Origin of the sequence: Glycomyces rhizosphaerae (genome assembly GCF_042647865.1) — a bacterium.
GTDB lineage: Bacteria > Actinomycetota > Actinomycetes > Mycobacteriales > Micromonosporaceae > Glycomyces > Glycomyces rhizosphaerae.
This window is the reverse complement of sequence record NZ_JBHRWO010000007.1, coordinates 153,533-170,453: the sequence shown is the minus strand read 5'-3', so window position 1 is coordinate 170,453 and position 16,921 is coordinate 153,533. Positions and strand designations below refer to the sequence as shown.

Annotated in this window: 16 protein-coding genes; 13 read left to right on the top strand and 3 right to left on the bottom strand. The window is 69.0% G+C overall.

All coding sequences use genetic code 11. The features are described 5' to 3' along the window. Positions 1-74: 74 nt before the first annotated feature. The 5 genes from ACFO8M_RS07595 to ACFO8M_RS07575 all read left to right on the top strand — a co-directional run bounded on the left by ACFO8M_RS07595 (position 75) and on the right by ACFO8M_RS07575 (position 4,748). Positions 75-2,120 (top strand): serine/threonine-protein kinase, encoded by a 2,046-nt coding sequence (locus ACFO8M_RS07595; protein WP_387972776.1) that lies wholly within the window; start codon positions 75-77, stop codon positions 2,118-2,120. A gap of 56 nt (positions 2,121-2,176) precedes the next feature. Continuing rightward, positions 2,177-3,835 (top strand): phospho-sugar mutase, encoded by a 1,659-nt coding sequence (locus tag ACFO8M_RS07590; RefSeq protein WP_387972773.1) that lies wholly within the window; start codon positions 2,177-2,179, stop codon positions 3,833-3,835. Between the two features lie 102 nt (positions 3,836-3,937). After that, positions 3,938-4,198: a type II toxin-antitoxin system Phd/YefM family antitoxin gene (locus ACFO8M_RS07585; RefSeq protein ID WP_387972770.1), complete on the top strand. Its 261-nt coding sequence runs from the start codon at positions 3,938-3,940 to the stop codon at positions 4,196-4,198. Further along, positions 4,183-4,593, top strand: coding sequence for a type II toxin-antitoxin system VapC family toxin (locus tag ACFO8M_RS07580; RefSeq protein ID WP_387972767.1), 411 nt, complete (start codon positions 4,183-4,185; stop codon positions 4,591-4,593). The genes ACFO8M_RS07585 and ACFO8M_RS07580 overlap by 16 nt, the downstream gene beginning before the upstream one ends. Further along, positions 4,590-4,748 carry a hypothetical protein gene (locus ACFO8M_RS07575; protein WP_387972764.1) on the top strand — a complete coding sequence of 53 codons (159 nt, stop codon included), beginning with the start codon at positions 4,590-4,592 and terminating at the stop codon, positions 4,746-4,748. The genes ACFO8M_RS07580 and ACFO8M_RS07575 overlap by 4 nt, the downstream gene beginning before the upstream one ends. A 41-nt stretch (positions 4,749-4,789) precedes the next feature. Here the strand turns inward: ACFO8M_RS07575 and upp are convergent, their stop codons facing one another. After that, entirely contained in the window at positions 4,790-5,422 is a 633-nt protein-coding gene (gene upp, locus ACFO8M_RS07570) for a uracil phosphoribosyltransferase (protein WP_387972761.1), read from the bottom strand. Positions 5,423-5,547: 125 nt separating this feature from the next. On the opposite strand from upp, the gene deoC reads away from it, so the two are divergent. The 8 genes from deoC to ACFO8M_RS07530 all read left to right on the top strand — a co-directional run bounded on the left by deoC (position 5,548) and on the right by ACFO8M_RS07530 (position 15,165). Next, complete coding sequence (deoC, locus tag ACFO8M_RS07565) at positions 5,548-6,462, top strand: deoxyribose-phosphate aldolase (RefSeq protein ID WP_387972758.1); 915 nt, start codon at positions 5,548-5,550, stop codon at positions 6,460-6,462. Positions 6,463-6,465: 3 nt separating this feature from the next. Then, positions 6,466-7,884, top strand: a complete 1,419-nt coding sequence (locus ACFO8M_RS07560) for an aldehyde dehydrogenase family protein (protein WP_387972755.1) — start codon at positions 6,466-6,468, stop codon at positions 7,882-7,884. Then, a complete protein-coding gene (locus ACFO8M_RS07555; protein ID WP_387972752.1) occupies positions 7,877-8,752 on the top strand; it encodes an aldehyde dehydrogenase family protein in 876 nt (291 codons plus the stop codon). The genes ACFO8M_RS07560 and ACFO8M_RS07555 overlap by 8 nt, the downstream gene beginning before the upstream one ends. A 141-nt stretch (positions 8,753-8,893) precedes the next feature. Further along, the gene (locus ACFO8M_RS07550) at positions 8,894-9,688 is read left to right on the top strand and encodes a DNA primase (protein ID WP_387972749.1); all 795 of its coding nucleotides are present in this window, start codon (positions 8,894-8,896) and stop codon (positions 9,686-9,688) included. A 316-nt stretch (positions 9,689-10,004) separates the two neighbouring features. Continuing rightward, on the top strand, positions 10,005-11,567 hold the full coding sequence (locus ACFO8M_RS07545) for a hypothetical protein (protein ID WP_387972746.1): 1,563 nt from the start codon (positions 10,005-10,007) through the stop codon (positions 11,565-11,567). Further along, positions 11,564-11,989 carry a roadblock/LC7 domain-containing protein gene (locus ACFO8M_RS07540; protein ID WP_205328069.1) on the top strand — a complete coding sequence of 142 codons (426 nt, stop codon included), beginning with the start codon at positions 11,564-11,566 and terminating at the stop codon, positions 11,987-11,989. The genes ACFO8M_RS07545 and ACFO8M_RS07540 overlap by 4 nt, the downstream gene beginning before the upstream one ends. Before the next feature lie 492 nt (positions 11,990-12,481). Continuing rightward, positions 12,482-12,799 carry a hypothetical protein gene (locus tag ACFO8M_RS07535; RefSeq protein ID WP_387972743.1) on the top strand — a complete coding sequence of 106 codons (318 nt, stop codon included), beginning with the start codon at positions 12,482-12,484 and terminating at the stop codon, positions 12,797-12,799. 392 nt (positions 12,800-13,191) lie between these two features. Next, positions 13,192-15,165, top strand: a complete 1,974-nt coding sequence (locus tag ACFO8M_RS07530; protein WP_387972740.1) for an HNH endonuclease signature motif containing protein — start codon at positions 13,192-13,194, stop codon at positions 15,163-15,165. 565 nt (positions 15,166-15,730) lie between these two features. On the opposite strand, the gene ACFO8M_RS07525 is transcribed toward ACFO8M_RS07530, so the two are convergent. Together ACFO8M_RS07525 and ACFO8M_RS07520 are read right to left on the bottom strand one after the other, a co-directional pair. Next, positions 15,731-16,318, bottom strand: a complete 588-nt coding sequence (locus tag ACFO8M_RS07525; protein WP_387972738.1) for a GTP-binding protein — start codon at positions 16,316-16,318, stop codon at positions 15,731-15,733. Positions 16,319-16,324: 6 nt separating this feature from the next. Next, positions 16,325-16,702, bottom strand: coding sequence for a DUF742 domain-containing protein (locus ACFO8M_RS07520; protein WP_208499594.1), 378 nt, complete (start codon positions 16,700-16,702; stop codon positions 16,325-16,327). Positions 16,703-16,921 lie beyond the last annotated feature (219 nt).

Genomic DNA, 16,921 nt, shown 5'->3' with positions numbered 1-16,921 from the left:
TTACCCAAACCCGGTACCGACTCGGTGGGCAGGACGCGGCAAACTAGGGGGGATCCCTCGCGAGGAGTGGCCGAATGACGTACTCATCTGACTACGGTCGCGGTGGTCCCGGCGCATATGAGGACCCCCGCCCCGGAGCGGTACCGTCCCCGCGGTACTCCCCTGAACCCCAAGAGCCCCAAGGGTTCTCCGATGCATCGTACGGAGCGGAGCTCGGCGGCGCCGACCCGCACCCCTCGTTCGGCACGCGCAGCTGGGGCGGCACGGGCACCGGATCCGGCTCGTACCGGACGGGCCGCGGCGCGCCTCGCCCCGACCCTGAGCCGCAAGCGGGTTACGGACAGTCGAACCCCGGTTTCAACCGCGACCCCTACGGCGGCGACTCCTACGGCGACTCCTCCGCCCGCAACAGCTCCTCCTACGGCAACTACGGGAACCTCGGCCAGAGCTTCGCGGTCGGCGGGCAGGGCCCCGGCGGCCCGGGCGAGCGGTCCTTCGGCGGTCCCGGCGGCACCGGCAACCGCGCCGGACCCGGCGACCTGGTGGCCGAGCGCTACCAGCTCATCGACCTGGTCGGCAAGGGCGGCAACGGCTCCGTGTGGCGCGCCCACGACATCGTGCTGCGCCGCGAGGTGGCCCTCAAAGAGGTGTTCCTGCCCCCGGACCTGCCGGCGCCCGAACGCGTCCAGCTCATCGACCGGTCCCGCCGCGAGGCCCAGATCGCGGCGGCCCTGTCGCACCCGTCGATCATCCGCATCTTCGACGTCGTCGAGCACGCGGGCCTGCCGTGGATCGTCATGGAACTGCTCCAGGCCCGCAGCCTGGCCGAGATCCTCACGCAGGACGGGCCGCTCGCGCCGCGCGTGGCTGCGAAGATCGGCCTGGCGCTCGTCGGGGCGCTGCAGGCGGCCCACGACGCGGGGATCATCCACCGCGACATCAAGCCCGGCAACGTGCTCATCTCCACCGACGGGCGCTGCGTCCTCTCGGACTTCGGTGCCGCCCAGCAGCATCAGGTCTCCGGCGGCACCACGCCCGGCAAGGTGCTCGGCTCGGCGCACTACATCGCGCCCGAGCGGGCCGTGGGCCACCCGGCCGAACCCGCCAGCGACGTGTTCAGCCTCGGCGTGACCCTGTACGCGGCCGTCGAGGGCCGCCCGCCGTTCGACCGCGGCGACGCGGTGTCGACCATGCGCGCGGTCGTGCAGGAACCGCCCGAAAGCCCGCGCCACGCCGGGCTGCTCACCCCGCTCATCGGCGGGATGCTCGCCAAGGACCCGCAGCAGCGCGCGCCGCTGCCGCAGGTGCGCCAAGAACTCCAGGTACTGCTCGCCGGGCCCCTGGGCACCGGCGCCATCCCGCAGCAGTCGCCGCCGTTCCAGCAGCAGCCCGGCGCCTTCCAGGAGGAGTCCCCGCCCCGCACGGGCGGGCGTCCGGCGGTGCGCGAACCCGAACCCCAGGAACCCGCCGGCAACGTCTGGAAGTCCACCTCGGTCATCGCCATCTGCGTCATGCTCGTGCTCGTGCTCGGCTGGGGCGCTTACAAACTGGTGACCGGCGACGACGGCGGCGACGCGGGCGGCGACCCGGGCGCCTCCGACAGCGCCGGGGAGGACTCCCCCGGCGACGGCGAATCCGAAGGGGGCGAAGGCGACTCCGAGGAGGGCGCCGCCCCGTTCGAGACCAAGGCCCACGAGGGCGACGGCTTCTCCGTCGACTACCCGGCGGCCTGGGCCGAAGGCGAGACCGGCGACGACTGGGTCAGCTACTACAACCCCGACGACGAGACCCAGTGGGTGCGGTTCTACTCCGGCTCCGAGAAGGGCGCCGACGGCACCGAGGACTTCCTCAGCGGCTACTACGACGGACTCCCCTCGGAGATGGAGGAACTCGAACAGGTGCGGCTCGAGGACACCTCGTTCGCCGACCTGGACGGCTCGGTGCTCGAGTACACGGGCACGAACCTCGATGCGACCGGCGCCGAACGGCATTCGGTCTGGGCCCTTGTGGACGACGGCAACGGCACCACGTTCGGCGTCTTCGTCTCCGGCGACGCCGATGCATGGGACCTATCACAGCAGGTGTTCGACGAGGCCGTGGCCTCGTTCAAGACCGGCTGAGGCCACACCGCCCGCAACGGCGGCCTCCCAGGCGGCGAATATGCGACCATTTCCCCATGGAGGAGACGACCAACCTGGACCCGCTGCGCGCGCAAGTGCTGCAGTGGATCACCGACGACCCTGACAAGACCTCTCGAGACGAGCTGTACCGGCTGCTGGACGCCCTCCCCGAGACGGCCGCGGAACTCGCCGACCGCTTCGCCGGACGGCTCAAGTTCGGCACCGCGGGCCTGCGCGGCCCGCTCCGGGCCGGCCCGAACGGGATGAACCTCGCCGTCGTGCGCGCCGCCGCCGCGGGACTCGCGAACTGGCTCGACGCCAAGGGCGCCGACGGCCCCGTGGTGATCGGCTACGACGCGCGCCACCTCAGCCGCGAGTTCGCCGCCGAGACCGCCCGCGTCGTCACCGGCTCCGGGCGCCGGGCCCTGGTCATGCCCGGGCCGCTGCCGACCCCCGTGACCGCCTACGCGGTCACGAAGCTCGGCGGCGCGGCCGCGGTCCAGGTGACCGCCAGCCACAACCCGCCCCAGGACAACGGCTACAAGGTGTACCTCGGCCGCGAACTGGGCGGCGACCTGGGCGCGGGCGCGCAGATCGTCCCGCCCGCGGACACCGAGATCGAGGCCGCGATCGAAGCGCTCGGGCCGCTCTCCGAAGTCCCGCTGGGCGACGAGGGCGAACTCCTCGACGAGTCCATCCTGGACCAGTACCTGACCGCGGTCGCCTCCGTGGTCGACCCCGACGACCCCAAGCGCCTCGCCTCCGTTGCCACCCCGATGCACGGCGTCGGCGGCTCCACCCTGGTGAAGGCCATGGAGAAGGCCGGATTCCCGGCCCCGGCCCTGGTGGCCGAGCAGGCCGCGCCGGACGCGGACTTCCCCACGGTGTCGTTCCCCAACCCGGAGGAGCCGGGCGCGATCGACCTGCTGAAGGCGCTCGCGATCGAAGAGGGCGCCGACGTGGCGCTCGCACTGGACCCGGATGCCGACCGCTGCTCGGTGGCCGTCCCGGTCGGCGACGGCTCGTGGCGCCAGCTCAGCGGCAACGAGGTGGGCGTGCTCCTGGCCGACCACTGGATGCGCAAGGGCCGCAAGGGGACCTACGCGACCACGATCGTGTCGACCACGCAGCTCAAGGCGATGTGCGAGAAGCGCGGCTTCGGCTACATGGAGACCCTCACGGGCTTCAAGTGGCTGGCGCGCACCAGCGCCGACCTGGCGTTCGCGTTCGAAGAGGCCCTGGGCTACTGCGTGGCCCCGGAGTTCCTGCGCGACAAGGACGGCATCTCCGCGTCGCTGGTCGTCAGCGAGATCGCGGCGGGCCAGGCGGCCCGCATGGCGACCCTGCAGGACCGCCTCGACGAACTGGCCGAGGAGTTCGGCGTCTACGAGACGGGCCAGCTCTCGGTGCGGGTCGAGGACCTCAGCGAGATCGACGCCTGCATGAAGCGGCTGCGGGCCCACCAGCCCACGTCGCTCCTGGACGAGCCGGTCACCGAATACCTCGACCGCCTCCCCGAAGCCGACGTCGTCACCGTCACCACGGCCGACGCCCGGGTCGTCTGCCGGCCCAGCGGCACCGAGCCGAAGCTCAAGGCCTACTTGGAGGTCCGCGAGGACGTCGGCGGCGACCTCCATGGAGCCCGCGAACGCGCGAGGGCGAGCGTCGAGGCCCTGAAGGCCGAGATCGCCGCCATCCTGGGCGTGCCCCACTAACGAACAACGCTGGAGGGGCCGGACGCTGCGAGCCCGGCCCCTCCAGCGTGTCGCTCCCACGAACCGCTTGATTGATCTGATAAATCAGATAATATGATAAGTATGACTGCCATATCCGCCACCGAGGCCGCCCGTCGGTTCTCGGCGATTCTGGACGCGTCCCGCCGCGGCGAGACCTTCGAAGTCATGCGCGGAGGCGAACACGTCGCAACGATCACTCCGCCGCACCGCGCCAACGGCGCGGCACTCATCGAGGCATACTCGTCGATCGAGCCGGATGAGGAGTTCGCCGACATCCTCGAAGAGGTGCACAAAGAGATGAACAAGCCTGCCGAGATCGAGGACCCGTGGGGCGACGACTGATCTGGGACACCGGCATCGTCATCGCACTCGAGCGCGGCAAACTCGATCCTGCGGCAGCCATGCAGTTCGACGACGATGTCGCGGTGGCGACCGTGACGCTGACCGAGTTGAAGTACGGCGCCAAACTCTCAGTACCGGAGAAACGCGCGCGCCGAACAGCCGCGGTCGAACGAGTGCTGCGGAACTGCTCGCTCGTGGATTACACCGTCGATGTGACGGAGTTCCACGCGGATCTCAAAGCTCACTGCAGGCGATCGGGCTCCCCCAGAGGCGAAATCGACCTCATGATCGCCGCTACGGCTCTCGCGACCAATCGGATTATGGTCACCCTCGACCGCAAGGCCGACTTCGGAAGCCTCCCCGGCGTGAACGTCATCGAACTGTCGACCTCATGACCTCGATCCCCGAGAAACAATCGTCCGAAAGCGATGAACGCCAGCCGGCGAGCGAGACGGCGGTTGTTTTCGGCGGCCTGCGGGGCGAACTCGACGTCGATGACCGCGTCTTCGACGTCGATCCCGACATCCAGCGGATGGCCGGAGACGAATGAGGGGCCGGGCGCGCTGCGCCCGGCCCCTCATCTCGTTCTCGCTAGTAGCGGCGGTAGGCGCCGAACTGGCGGTCGCCCGCGTCGCCGAGGCCGGGGACGATGTAGGCCTTGCCGTTGAGTTCGGGGTCGACGGCGGCGGTGGTCATCTTCATGGCGATCCCCGAGGCGGCGAGCTTCTCGATGCCGTCGGGGGCGCACAGGACGCTGATGAGGTCGATGTCCGTGCACCCGCGGGAGGCGATCATCTCGCAGCAGCGCAGGAGCGAGCCGCCGGTGGCGACCATCGGGTCGAGCACGATGACGTGGCGTCCGGCCAGGTCGTCGGGCAGGGACTCCATGTAGGCGTACGGCTGGTGGGTCTCCTCGTCGCGGGCCAGGCCCACGAATCCCATCGAGGCGTCCGGGATCATCGCCTGGGCGGCGTCGGCCATGCCGAGCCCGGCCCGCAAGACGGGGACGAGCAGCGGCGGGTTCCCGAGCCGGTAGCCCTTGGCCGGGGCCACGGGCGTCCTGATCTCGTATTCGGTCACGGCCACGTCGCGCGTGGCCTCGTAGACGAGCATCGTAGTGAGCTCGTGCAGGGCAGCCCGGAACCTTGGCGAGTCCGAGCGCTCGTCCCGCATGGCGGTAAGCCGTTCTGCGGCGAGCGGGTGTTCGACGATCTTGACATCCACGGTTCCCAACCTTAACGCCCAGCTCGCCGCGCTAATGTGAGCTGGTCACCACAGTCTGAGTCGAACACGCGGCGAAGCTTGCGAGCCGCGCGTGCGTACAGCCAAGATACGGATATCATCCAGTCATGGGATCTATTTTGAGCGGCGCCGAGGCCGCCTCCCTCGTCCGCGCCCTCCCCGGCGTCGACGCGGTAGGCCTCGAAGCGCGCGCGGCGGGGCTCGCCACCCGCTCGGTCAAGGCGGCGTCGAAGGCCAAGGCCATCGACCTCGCCATCAGCATGATCGACCTCACGACACTTGAAGGCGCGGATACGCCCGGCAAGGTCCGGTCGCTCGCGTCCAAGGCGCTGCGGCCCGACGGGGACGCGCCCTCGACCGCCGCGGTCTGCGTCTACCCGGCCATGGTCCCCACCGCGGTCGAAGTGCTCAAAGGGTCCGCCGTGAAGGTCGCGTCGGTCGCGACCGGTTTCCCCTCCGGGCAGCTGCCCCTCGACATCCGCCTGGCCGACACCGAGGCGGCCGTCCGCGCCGGGGCCGACGAGATCGACATGGTCATCAACCGCGGCGCGTTCCTCTCCGGTGATCTGGAACGGGTCTTCCACGAGATCAAGGCCGTCAAGGCCGCCAGCGGCGATGCCCGCCTCAAGGTCATCCTCGAGACCGGCGAGCTCGTGACCTACGACGACGTGCGCCGCGCCTCCTGGCTCGCCATGTACGCCGGGGCCGACTTCATCAAGACCTCCACCGGCAAGGTGGGCGTGAACGCCACCCTGCCGGTCACCCTCCTCATGCTGCAGGCCGTGCGCGACTACCGCGCGCTCACGGGCGTCCAGGTCGGCGTCAAGCCCGCGGGCGGCATCCGCAACACCAAGGACGCCATCAAGTACCTGGTGTGCGTCAACGAGATCCTCGGCGACCCATGGCTCTCCAACGAGTGGTTCCGCTTCGGCGCCTCCAGCCTGCTCAACGACCTGCTCATGCAGCGCCAGAAGCTCAAGACCGGCCACTACTCCGGCCCCGACTACGTGACGGTGGACTAAGCGATGTTCGAGTACGCGCCCGCACCCGAGTCGGTGCGGCCCCAGATCAAAGAGCACTACGGGCTGTTCATCGACGGCGAGTTCGTCGACGGCCAGGAGACCTTCAAATCGGTCAACCCCTCCACTGAGGAGGTCCTGTTCACGGTGACCGAGGCCGGGGAGGCCGACGTCGCGACCGCCGTCGCCGCGGCCCGCCGCGCGCAGGAGACCGTGTGGGGCCCCATGAGCGGCACCGAACGCGGCAAGTACCTGTTCCGGATCGCCCGCCTGCTCCAGGAGAAGGCCCGCGAGTTCGCCGTCGCCGAGTCCCTCGACAACGGCAAGCCCATCAAGGAGACCCGCGACTTCGACGTGCCGACCGCGGCGCAGCACTTCTTCTACCACGCCGGTTGGGCCGACAAGCTCGCTTACGCGGGCCTCGGATCGGACCCTAAGCCGCTCGGCGTCATCGGCCAGGTCATTCCGTGGAACTTCCCGCTGCTCATGCTGGCGTGGAAGATCGCGCCGGCGCTCGCGTGCGGGAACACGGTGGTGCTCAAGCCCGCCGAGACCACGCCGCTGACCGCGCTCATGTTCGCCGAGCTGTGCCAGGAGGCCGACCTGCCCCCGGGCGTGGTCAACATCCTCCCCGGCGCCGGCGCCACGGGCGCGGCCCTGGTCAACAGCCCTGTGGACAAAGTCGCCTTCACCGGTTCGACCGCAGTGGGCCGGGCGATCGCCGAGTCCATCGCGGGCTCCAAGAAGAAGCTCACCCTGGAGCTCGGCGGCAAGGCCGCGAACATCGTGTTCGACGACGCAGCCGTAGACCAGGCCGTTGAGGGCATCGTCAACGGGATCTTCTTCAACCAGGGGCACGTGTGCTGCGCCGGTTCCCGCCTCCTCGTGCAGGAGTCGGTGGCCGAGGAAGTGCTGGAGCGCCTGAAGGCCCGCGTGGAGACCCTGCGCGTGGGCGACCCGCTCGACAAGAACACCGACATCGGCGCGATCAACTCCGCCGAGCAGCTCTCCCGGATCCAGGCGCTCACCGAGACCGGGACCGGCGAGGGCGCCGAGGTCTGGCAGCCCGCCTGCGACCTGCCCGAGCGCGGCTTCTGGTTCCGCCCCACCGTCTTCACCGGCGTCCAGCAGTCCATGCGGATCGCCAAGGAGGAGATCTTCGGGCCGGTGCTCAGCGTGCTCACGTTCCGCACCCCGGACGAGGCGATCGCCAAGGCCAACAACACCCCCTACGGCCTCTCGGCCGGAGTGTGGACGGAGAAGGGCTCCAAGATCCTGTGGGCGGCCGAGCGGCTGCGCGCGGGCGTGGTGTGGGCCAACACGTTCAACCAGTTCGACGCCGCCAGCCCGTTCGGCGGCCTGAAGGAGTCCGGTTACGGCCGCGAAGGCGGCCGCCAGGGGCTGGAGGCCTACCTCGATGTCTGATCGCCTGAGGGTCAAAAAGACCTACAAGCTGTACCTGGGCGGGAAGTTCCCCCGCTCCGAGTCCGGAAGGAGCTACCCCGTGAGCAGTCCGGACGGGACGGAGCTGGCCAACGCCGCGCTCGCCAGCCGCAAGGACGCCCGCGACGCCGTCGCCGCCGCCCGCAAGGCGCAGCGGCCCTGGGCCGGGCAGACCTCGTACCTGCGGGGCCAGATCCTGTACCGGGCCGCCGAGATGCTCGAAGGCCGCGCCGGGCAGTTCGCCGAAGAGCTCGCCGAGGCCACCGGCGCGGACGTCCATGAGGCCCTTGGGGTCGTGGAGGCCGCGACGGACCGGCTCGTGCACTACGCGGGATGGACCGACAAGTACACCTCGGTGCTCGGCGGGGCCAACCCCGTCGCCGGCCCGTACTTCAACCACACCACGCCCGAGCCGCTCGGCGTCATCGCCGTGATCGCCCCGCAGGAGGACCCGTTCCTGGGCCTGATCGAGGCCGTGGCCCCCGCCATCGCCTCCGGCAACACCGTGGTGGTCCTCGCGAGCGAGACGAAGCCCTTGCCCGCGTTGAGCTTCGGTGAAGTGCTCGCCACCTCGGACCTGCCCGGCGGGGTCGTGAACGTGTTGAGCGGCAAGGCCGCCGAGGTCGCGCCGCATCTGGCCGCGCACGCCGACGTCAACGGACTCGACCTGAGCGGCGTCGCCGACGCCGAGCTGGCCGCGAGCCTGGAGGCCGCCGCCGCCGAGACCCTCAAGGTGGTCCGCCGCCCCGGGAAGGGCGGCGACGCCCTCAGCCTGCTGCGGCAGTGGACCGAGTACAAGACCGTGTGGCACCCGGCCGGGATGGCCGCGGCCGCCGGAGGCGGTTACTGAATCACGCTCGATGGGGCCTCACCGTCTATCAGTGAGGCCCCATTGGCATATTCCTTTCCGAATGGACCTACCGGGTACGACCGGGCGTGTCGCTCCGTCGTACGCTGTTCCCCAGCTAGATCACTACGGGAGGGACGCGACATGGCGGCCGAATCGGACGGGACGGCGCGCAGCGCCGCGAGCGACAAGCTTTGGAACGAGATGAGCATCGACCCGGTGGAACTCCACCTGGGCAAGGACTCCGGTTTCACCTTGCGCGCCTACCGGATGTCCGACACCCTCCCCGGCGCGAAGCCGGCCGAGGAGCCGGAGGAGCCCGAGGCCCTCGAGGACGAGTCCGCTGACGAGCCCGAGGCCGAGCTCTCCGAGGACGAGGACGCCCCCGAGCCCGACCCGGCCGACTTCGAGGACGAGGCGGACGACGCCGAGGAGGACGCCCTCGACGCCACCCCTGAGGAAGTACCGGTCTTCTTGACCCGCAAGGGGAAGCTGCTGGTCTTCCGCGAGCCGGAGTTGCTCGTCGCGTTTGTCAGGGACAACGACGACCACGACCTCGCCGCGGTCGAGGAGTACGGCGAGCTGCAGGACCGCCTCAGCGCCGACGACATTGTGTGTGACGAAGACGACACTTATGAGCTGGACCTGGTGGTCGCCAATCTGCGCGGCGGCCAGGAGTCCTGGGAGCCCGAGCTGCTCATCAAGGCCGCCGAGGTCGGCCGCGACCTCGGATACGCGCTGAAGAACGACTCGATCATCGGCTCGCTGGCCCCCGGCTCGCCGCTCGACGACCTCGACGAGACCTTCCGCGTCATCGTCGACGGCGGCCTGCGCGGCAAGCTCGCCAAGCGCCGCTTGAAGAAGAACGACGCGCAGCAGGCCGCGATCGCCTGGCGCGGCGTCATCGCCAAGATCAACGACCACGTGGAATGGCGCTAGCGCGTCGGTTCCCTATCAGCCGAACAGCCCATGCCGACTCATACGCAGAGTCCGATTCCCGGTGCCGCCGCATTGTATTGCGGCGGCGCCGCTGCGTTATTCCACAAGGGAATCGCCTGGTAGACCGCGTTGGGAAATTGACGGAAATGTGTGCTATGACCTTCCCGCCCTTCCGGAACCCGCACTGCCTGTCCGCTTGCAGAACCGAGTATTCTGCGGAAAACTGATAACGGACTGGTAAATACCGGCTGGGCATGCGCCCCGCCGACAGGGTTCGGCGCCCGGACGGGCGCGCCCTACGAGAGGAGCCCCGCGGGTGCAAGTGTTCTGCGGCATCACCATCGACCAGCAGGTAGCAGGAGCCGGACACGGCGACACCGCCTGCGCGGTCGCGCTCGTCGCGGCCGGCGGCGGCCTCATCGCCACCGACACCTTCGGCGACGACCCCCGTGGATGGGTCCGCCTCAACAGCCTCCTCGCCAGATCCGCCCCGGGACAGTCCGTCTCGGTCGCCGTCGACGGCGACGTGGTCCAGCTGGCCGAGTTCGCCGCAGCGGCCGGACACCTCGTGATCCGCGCCGCCAGCCCCGCGTCCCGCTCCAAGGACGCCCTCGACGACGCCATCGCGATCGCCCGCGGCCTCGCCACCGGCGAGGTCGCCGGCCAGCCGTTCGCCGCGCGCCCCGAGATCAACGCTCTGCGCCCCATCCTCGACACGGTGGCCGCAGCCGCCAGAGCCCGTCACGACGCGGCAGAGGCGCTCACGTGCCTCCTGCGCGCGGTCTTCCCGGCGGCGCTGGCCGCCTGGGACGACCCGAGCGAGGCCAACGCCGTCGCCATCCTCTACCGGCTTCCGCAACCCGGTGCGCTCCAGTCGATCTCGACCGAAGAGCTCGCCGCAGACCTGGCCACGGTCGCCGACCCCGGTCAGGTCGCCGCGATGGCCGGAGCCCTCACCGAGGCGATCCGCGAGATCGGCGGCGGCGACGACCCGTCCGTCGCGCCGTCCGTCTCCGCCACCGCCGAGGCCGTCTCCGCCTGGGACCGCTCGCTCGAAGGCCTCATCGGCCTGCTGCAGGCCAAGCGCCCGCGCTTCGACACCGCGCCCCCGCCCGCGCCGGTCGCCGCCGAGGACGACGACCAGGACCGCGCGCCGCGCCGCCACGGCCACGACACGCACACCACCGTCCGCCTCCCCGGCGACCTCCCCGACCGCCAGAGCCTCCGCGCGCTCGACCCGGCCTCGCAGCTGCACTCCGTGCTGCCGGTGGATCTCGAAGCGACACAGGTGATCCCGGAATCGCATATGCCTCCGGTCGACGGCGAGAGCCACACCCGCTCCATCCGCCGCCGCCGCAGGGCCCAGCCCGCCGAGCTGCCGCAGTCGGACCTGCACGCCCCGGCGGACGCGTTCCGCTCCGAGAGCATGCTCGCGCCCGAGCCGGAGCCGCGCCGACACCCTTGGCAGCCCAGGGAAGACGTCAACATCGTCGACGTCGCGAGCCTGATGAACGACGAGGACGGACTCCTCATCCTCGGCCAGGCCCGCAGCGCCTGGTTCAAACGGCCCGAAGGCGAAGAGCCCGAACCGGAGACGTGGAACCTCCCCGGCGACGACGGCTGGCGCACCGCCCGCCACGTCACCGAGGACCCCGAGACCGAAGAGCCGATCACGCCCGCGGGCCTGCCCCGCCGCAAGCCCCAGGCGAACCTGGTGCCCGGCGCGGTCGTCGACGACGAGCCGCGCTTCGACGAGCCGATCGACCGCGACCCTGAACTGCTGGCGCAGAACACCGCCGGCTACTTCAAGGGCTGGGGCCGCGCCCGGGGCGGACGCCCCGGTGCCGGCGCCAGGACGGAGAGGATGGCGACCCGATGAGCGCCAATCTCGGTGTCTACGAGCGCTCCCTGAGCATGTTGCTCGGATCGCTCGTGGCGCGCACCCCCGGGCTCTCACACGCCGTCCTGGTGAGCGTGGACGGGCTGCCGCTGGCGGTCTCGGCCGGGCTCCCGAAGGAGCGCGCCGACCAGTTGGCGGGCATCGGCTCCGGTCTGCTCTCCATGGGCGAGGGCGCCGGCCGCTCGATGGACCACGGTCCGACGCAGCAGGTCATCGTCGAAATGGCCGAGGGCGTCCTCCTGGCCGCCCCGGTCGGGCCGCAGATCTGCCTGACGCTTCTGGCCGTGTCGCAGTGTGACCGCGAACAGCTCGGCTACGAACTGGGCCAGTTCACGATGCAGGTGGGGCCCTTGCTGAACGAGGCACTGACGAACACGGGATCGATCCCGAAGGTCATCTGAGACTTACCTGGAACGGGCCCTGAGGCGATCGCCTCAGGGCCCGTTTCCGTTGCGCTACTTGGCCGCGACCCCGCGGCACCGACCCGGTCCGGACCCCCGACGGCGACCGCGTGGTGGTCACCTTCGAGGGCAAGTTCCTCGACTATCGCTGGTAGCGGCGGCTTCTTTCATGTCGGCTCGCCCAGGATCGGGAAGAGGATCGGGCTGATCAGATACTGCGTGCGGCCGGGCGCGGGCTTGTTCTCCAGCGTCTGCAGGAGCGCTTGGCGCAGTTGGCCGTTCAGTTCCTCCAGCTCGTCCTGGTCGAGCCAGACGGCGTGCTGGCGGTAGCCGACCGGATCGTGCGCCGGCCGGAGTCCTCACGGTCGAGGTAGGCCGGACCGCGACTTCACCGTCGCCGACGAATACGTCCCGCACGCGCTGGCCGCGATCGAGGCGCTGCGCGCCCACCCGGCGATCGACCCGAACCGGATCCACATCGGCGAACACAGCATGGGCGGCAAGGTGGTCCTCCAGGGCGGCAGGGACTATCAAGTGACCGTGGACGACTACCTCGCCCGCTGGAAACGCGGCCTGGCCGGTCACCCGGCAGCCGACTTCCGCATCTACGAGGCCGACAACCACCAGTTCATTCCCGGGGAGGGGCGCTCGACTCCGGAGGATTACGGGCGCGCTGACCACGTAGACCGGGCGGTCGTCGTGGACATCGCGGATTGGATCGCCGCGAAACTGAGCATGGTCTCGTTCGGGTGGGGTTCGGGCGGCGGCGACAACGAGGTGGGGACTTCCTCGGTCGGTACTCCGGCTTGAGGGTTGGTTGTGGTCGGGGTTCGGGCGGCGGCGACAACGAGGTGGGGACCTCCTCGGCCGGTACTCCGGCTTGAGGGTTGGTCGTGATCGGGGTTCGGGCGGCGGCGACAAAAGGGAAGGGGGCTCTCTTGGTTGTTGTTCGGTTTCGTGGTTGGTTGTGGTCAGGGTTCGGGCGGGCAGCGACAAAGGGCCTGAGGTGCCTGGGTCGGACTGCGGCCGCCGGGTCGGTTGTGGGCGCTGGCCGACACGCCCGACCCCGGGGGACAGTGCTGTTGACCTGCCCAAACATCGATGATTCACCCGATTGGGTGATGACAGTCGACCCCTGACCGATCTATGCTTGGTACAGCACAAACAAGCGAAATCAGCCGGATAGTTCGAGGAGGTGTCAGATGGCCACTACGTCCCCCACTCAGGATCGCCGTTCCCAGGCCCAGGCCATCCGCTCCACCCTCGACCAAGCCGCCGAGGCGATCAACTCCCACCACGCCCAGGTGCTGGCCGCGGTGATCGAGATGAAGACCTCTGGTCTGCACCGCTCGGAGTTCGGGTTCTCCGCCCTCCGGGACCTGCTCCTGTCGCAGTTCGACTTCACGTTCAACACCGCAGGATCCATCGCCGCCATCGCCAGACTCTCCGGCAAGTTCCGTCTCCTCGCGGAAGCGGCTACGACGGGGAAGGCCCGGATCGACCAGGTCGCCTTCGCGGTCCGCCAGTTGGACAAGACCCCCGCCATGCGCCTGTTCGCCCGCACCCCCTTCACGACACCAGTCCCCTCCCCCTTCGACGCTTCAGTCCAGTGCGCGACACCGGAAGCCATGGTCGCCCAGTACTGCGCCCATGCTTCGTTCAAAGACCTGCAACGCCACCTCGACGAACTCTGGGCCTCCATCGCCGAAGAAACCGAACTGCTGGACGAGTTGGGCGCACAGTCCCTGCAGCGCCTCGAACTGATGCCCCAGGACAACGGCATGTGGAGCCTCTCCGCGGAACTCTCCGACACCACGGGCCGGTTGTTGGACAAGTACCTGCAGACCGCCTGCCCGCCACCCCGTCAAGAAGACCAAGACAGCGACGGCCTGCTACCCCCGCAGGAGCACCGGCACGCCGAAGCCCTCCACCAGCTCCTCGCCGGCTACGGGTCTTCCCCGCAGGCAGCGACCCGTCACGGGCACACCGCCACCCTCGATCTCACGGTCGATATCGAGACGTTGCAGGGCAAGGACACCGGCCGCCTCCCGCTGCTGGAGGGCGACCCGATCTCGGTTCCCAGGGCGCGCCTCCTGGCTTGTGAAGGGGTGGTGATCCCCTCGGTGTTCAACTACGCCACAGGCGAAGCAGTCGAACTCGGCCGGGCCCTGCGCCTGCCGAACACGGCCCTGCGGCGGAAGCTGGAGCTTGAGCAGCCAGGAGGTTGCGCCTGGTCCGGGTGTGGGCGCCCGGTCGCCTGGACCGAAGCACACCACATCCAGCACTGGGCCGACGGCGGCCCCACGATCGCGGACAACCTGATCCTGCTCTGCCGGTTCCACCACGGCCGCATCCACACCACCGGCTGGACCGTGGAGAAGACCGGCCCCGGACAAGCCATCATCACCCACCACGACGGCCACCACACGACGAGCGCCCCCGGTGGGAACACCGGGTGCGGCTGCTCCGACTGGCGCACCGATCAAGACATGGACATTGAGCACCACGGCACCGACTGGGACGTGTTCCCCACCGGGCTCTACCGGTCGGAATGGTCCGAGGCCATGAAACCCGACCTCGATGCCCTGGCCGAGGCCATCGACCGAGACCGCGCCCTCAAAGCCATGAAGGCAGCGAGAGCGAAATGCCGAGCGAAGTTCACGACACCCAACCAGGCAACACCACCACCGCCAACGGCATCGCCGCCGACACCGACACCACCGATCACGCCACCGATCGGCAAGGCCCCCAAGCCTTCCGAACCGATCGAAGCACCCAGGACCCCGAAGGTGATGGCTGGTCCGGCCCGGGAGGTCGACTACGGGGAACCACCGTTCTTACTGTGCCCTCAGCGGGCGACTGCTGAGGGGAAGCGCCGCAACACCAGCAGCGCAGCCCGACACCCATATGGGATCGGGCCCCTCAGCATGCACAGGCAACAAACCCACCCAGGCAAGGACCCGGAACAGGCACCGCCTATAGCCGAAGAGCGAGCCCAGCCCTCCACTCAGCCCTTTGTCGCTGCCCGCCTGAACCAGAACCCAATCGACCCCACAGGCCGAAGAACTCGCCCGGGTCGACACCACCTCGTTGTCGCTGCCATCTTGAACCCTGCGCGCAGTCGATCCCGAAGACCGAAATCCGGGCCCAGGATGCCGCTACATCGGTGTCGCTGACTGGTTGAACCACAACCCAATACGCCCCAAAGGCCGAAGACCGGCCCCGCGAACGAGAGACCTCGTTGTCGCTGCTGGCTTTGAGTCGGGCGCTTCAAGACAGCCGGGCCAATTGGGAGGCAAGGAAAAAGATCGGGCGCAAGTGCGTCCCCGACCTCGGAAGTATGTATTGGGATGCGCGAACGGTCCGCGGGCTCACGCCGAGCTTCGTGGCGATCTGCTGCTGCGTCAGTTTCGATTGCTGCCACAGTGCAGTCAGCTCAACCGGGACGAACCATTCTGCAATGCGCGCGATCGGCATCAACGCCTCCAGGAGCTGGTGGTGGGCACTCTCTGTAACGAAAAGGTACCCCTGCTCGCACGGGTCTTGGGAAGCGGGTAAAGAGTAGAAAATTTAGGGCGCAATACTTTCCGACCCGCCTTGCGGGCCCTCTTTCCGGCCCACCGACCCCCATAAAGGGCAGAACGAAGGGGCCCAAGGCTTTTCAGCCTTGGGCCCCTTCGAAGTATGGTCCAGGGAGATGGGTCAGCCTAGACGGGTCGTCTAACGTCCGTTTGTGGGCACTTAGTGGACGCCGACGGTGCGCGTGCGGCGCATCGAGAGCACGTATTCGACGAGCTTGATGAGCACCTGCTTGGTGGACTCCCGGTTACGGGCGTCCGTGTACATCACGGGGACGTCGTGCGAGATCTGCAGGGCGTCGCGGATGTCGTTGAGGTCGTGCAGCTGCTTGCCGTCGAAGCAGTTGACCGCCACGAGGTAGGGCAGCTTGCGGTGCTCGAAGAAGTCGATGACCGAGAAGCAGTCGGCGAGGCGGCGGGTGTCGACCAGGACGATGGCGCCGATGGCGCCGCGCACGAGCTCGTCCCACATGAACCAGAAGCGGGTCTGGCCGGGGGTGCCGAACAGGTACAGGATGAGGTCCTGGTCGATGGTGATACGACCGAAGTCCATCGCCACCGTGGTAGTCGACTTGTCGGGCACCAGGTTGTTGTCGTCGACGCCTTCGGAGGCGGAGGTCATGATCGCCTCGGTCGTCAACGGGGTGATCTCGGAGACCGATCCCACCAAGGTCGTCTTGCCGACGCCGAATCCACCGGCGATGACGATCTTGGCAGAGGTCACACGAGAGGTGTCTGCGGGTGCGTTCATTGGGTTCTATAGCCTCCTGAGTCCACTGAGGACACGTTCAAGGAGTTCGGTCCCGACCGATCCGTCGCCGCCGTCCGCGTCGAATCCGGTGGGTTCGTGCACTGCCAGCAAGCCGTCGGCCGCCATGTCGGCGACCAGCACGCGGGCGACGCCGAGCGGCACCTCCATGCGTGCGGCGATCTCGGCGAGGGACTGCAGGCGGCCGCCGCAGAGATTGACGATCACCTTCTGTTCCCTGCCACCGAGGAACTGCCCGGACCGGCCGCGCGCGGTGGTCTCCACCAGCGCTTCCAGGGCGATCTCCAATTGGGGCCGCGTACGGCCGCGCGTGACCGCGTACGGTCTGACGAGTGAGCCGGTCGGCTCATCACCACCGAGGACCATTGTTACCTCCAACCGCGACCCGCAGATCCCACAATCCTTGTGCCGCAGTCTTGTCAGTTATCCATTTACCGGGTGCCAGGGGAGGCACCGGCCCGTCGCCTGGGGATGCGACGGAGGGGTTTGGTTGTTCAGTTCGTCCCACACGTGCTGCTATCCGCTCGAGTGGAGCCTACCGTGCCGCACGCGCATTCGCCAATGACGCCTGCGCCGACCCGGATC

What these genes read in the sequence shown, in the direction of transcription:
- ACFO8M_RS07590 (WP_387972773.1), top strand. Translation starts at nt 2,177, where the DNA reads ATGGAGGAGACGACCAACCTGGACCCGCTGCGCGCGCAAGTGCTGCAG.
- ACFO8M_RS07535 (WP_387972743.1), top strand. Translation starts at nt 12,482, where the DNA reads ATGGGCGGCAAGGTGGTCCTCCAGGGCGGCAGGGACTATCAAGTGACC.
- ACFO8M_RS07550 (WP_387972749.1), top strand. Translation starts at nt 8,894, where the DNA reads ATGGCGGCCGAATCGGACGGGACGGCGCGCAGCGCCGCGAGCGACAAG.
- ACFO8M_RS07560 (WP_387972755.1), top strand. Translation starts at nt 6,466, where the DNA reads ATGTTCGAGTACGCGCCCGCACCCGAGTCGGTGCGGCCCCAGATCAAA.
- deoC (WP_387972758.1), top strand. Translation starts at nt 5,548, where the DNA reads ATGGGATCTATTTTGAGCGGCGCCGAGGCCGCCTCCCTCGTCCGCGCC.
- ACFO8M_RS07520 (WP_208499594.1), bottom strand. Translation starts at nt 16,702, where the DNA reads ATGGTCCTCGGTGGTGATGAGCCGACCGGCTCACTCGTCAGACCGTAC.
- ACFO8M_RS07585 (WP_387972770.1), top strand. Translation starts at nt 3,938, where the DNA reads ATGACTGCCATATCCGCCACCGAGGCCGCCCGTCGGTTCTCGGCGATT.
- ACFO8M_RS07530 (WP_387972740.1), top strand. Translation starts at nt 13,192, where the DNA reads ATGGCCACTACGTCCCCCACTCAGGATCGCCGTTCCCAGGCCCAGGCC.
- ACFO8M_RS07525 (WP_387972738.1), bottom strand. Translation starts at nt 16,318, where the DNA reads ATGAACGCACCCGCAGACACCTCTCGTGTGACCTCTGCCAAGATCGTC.
- ACFO8M_RS07555 (WP_387972752.1), top strand. Translation starts at nt 7,877, where the DNA reads ATGTCTGATCGCCTGAGGGTCAAAAAGACCTACAAGCTGTACCTGGGC.
- ACFO8M_RS07540 (WP_205328069.1), top strand. Translation starts at nt 11,564, where the DNA reads ATGAGCGCCAATCTCGGTGTCTACGAGCGCTCCCTGAGCATGTTGCTC.
- ACFO8M_RS07575 (WP_387972764.1), top strand. Translation starts at nt 4,590, where the DNA reads ATGACCTCGATCCCCGAGAAACAATCGTCCGAAAGCGATGAACGCCAG.
- ACFO8M_RS07595 (WP_387972776.1), top strand. Translation starts at nt 75, where the DNA reads ATGACGTACTCATCTGACTACGGTCGCGGTGGTCCCGGCGCATATGAG.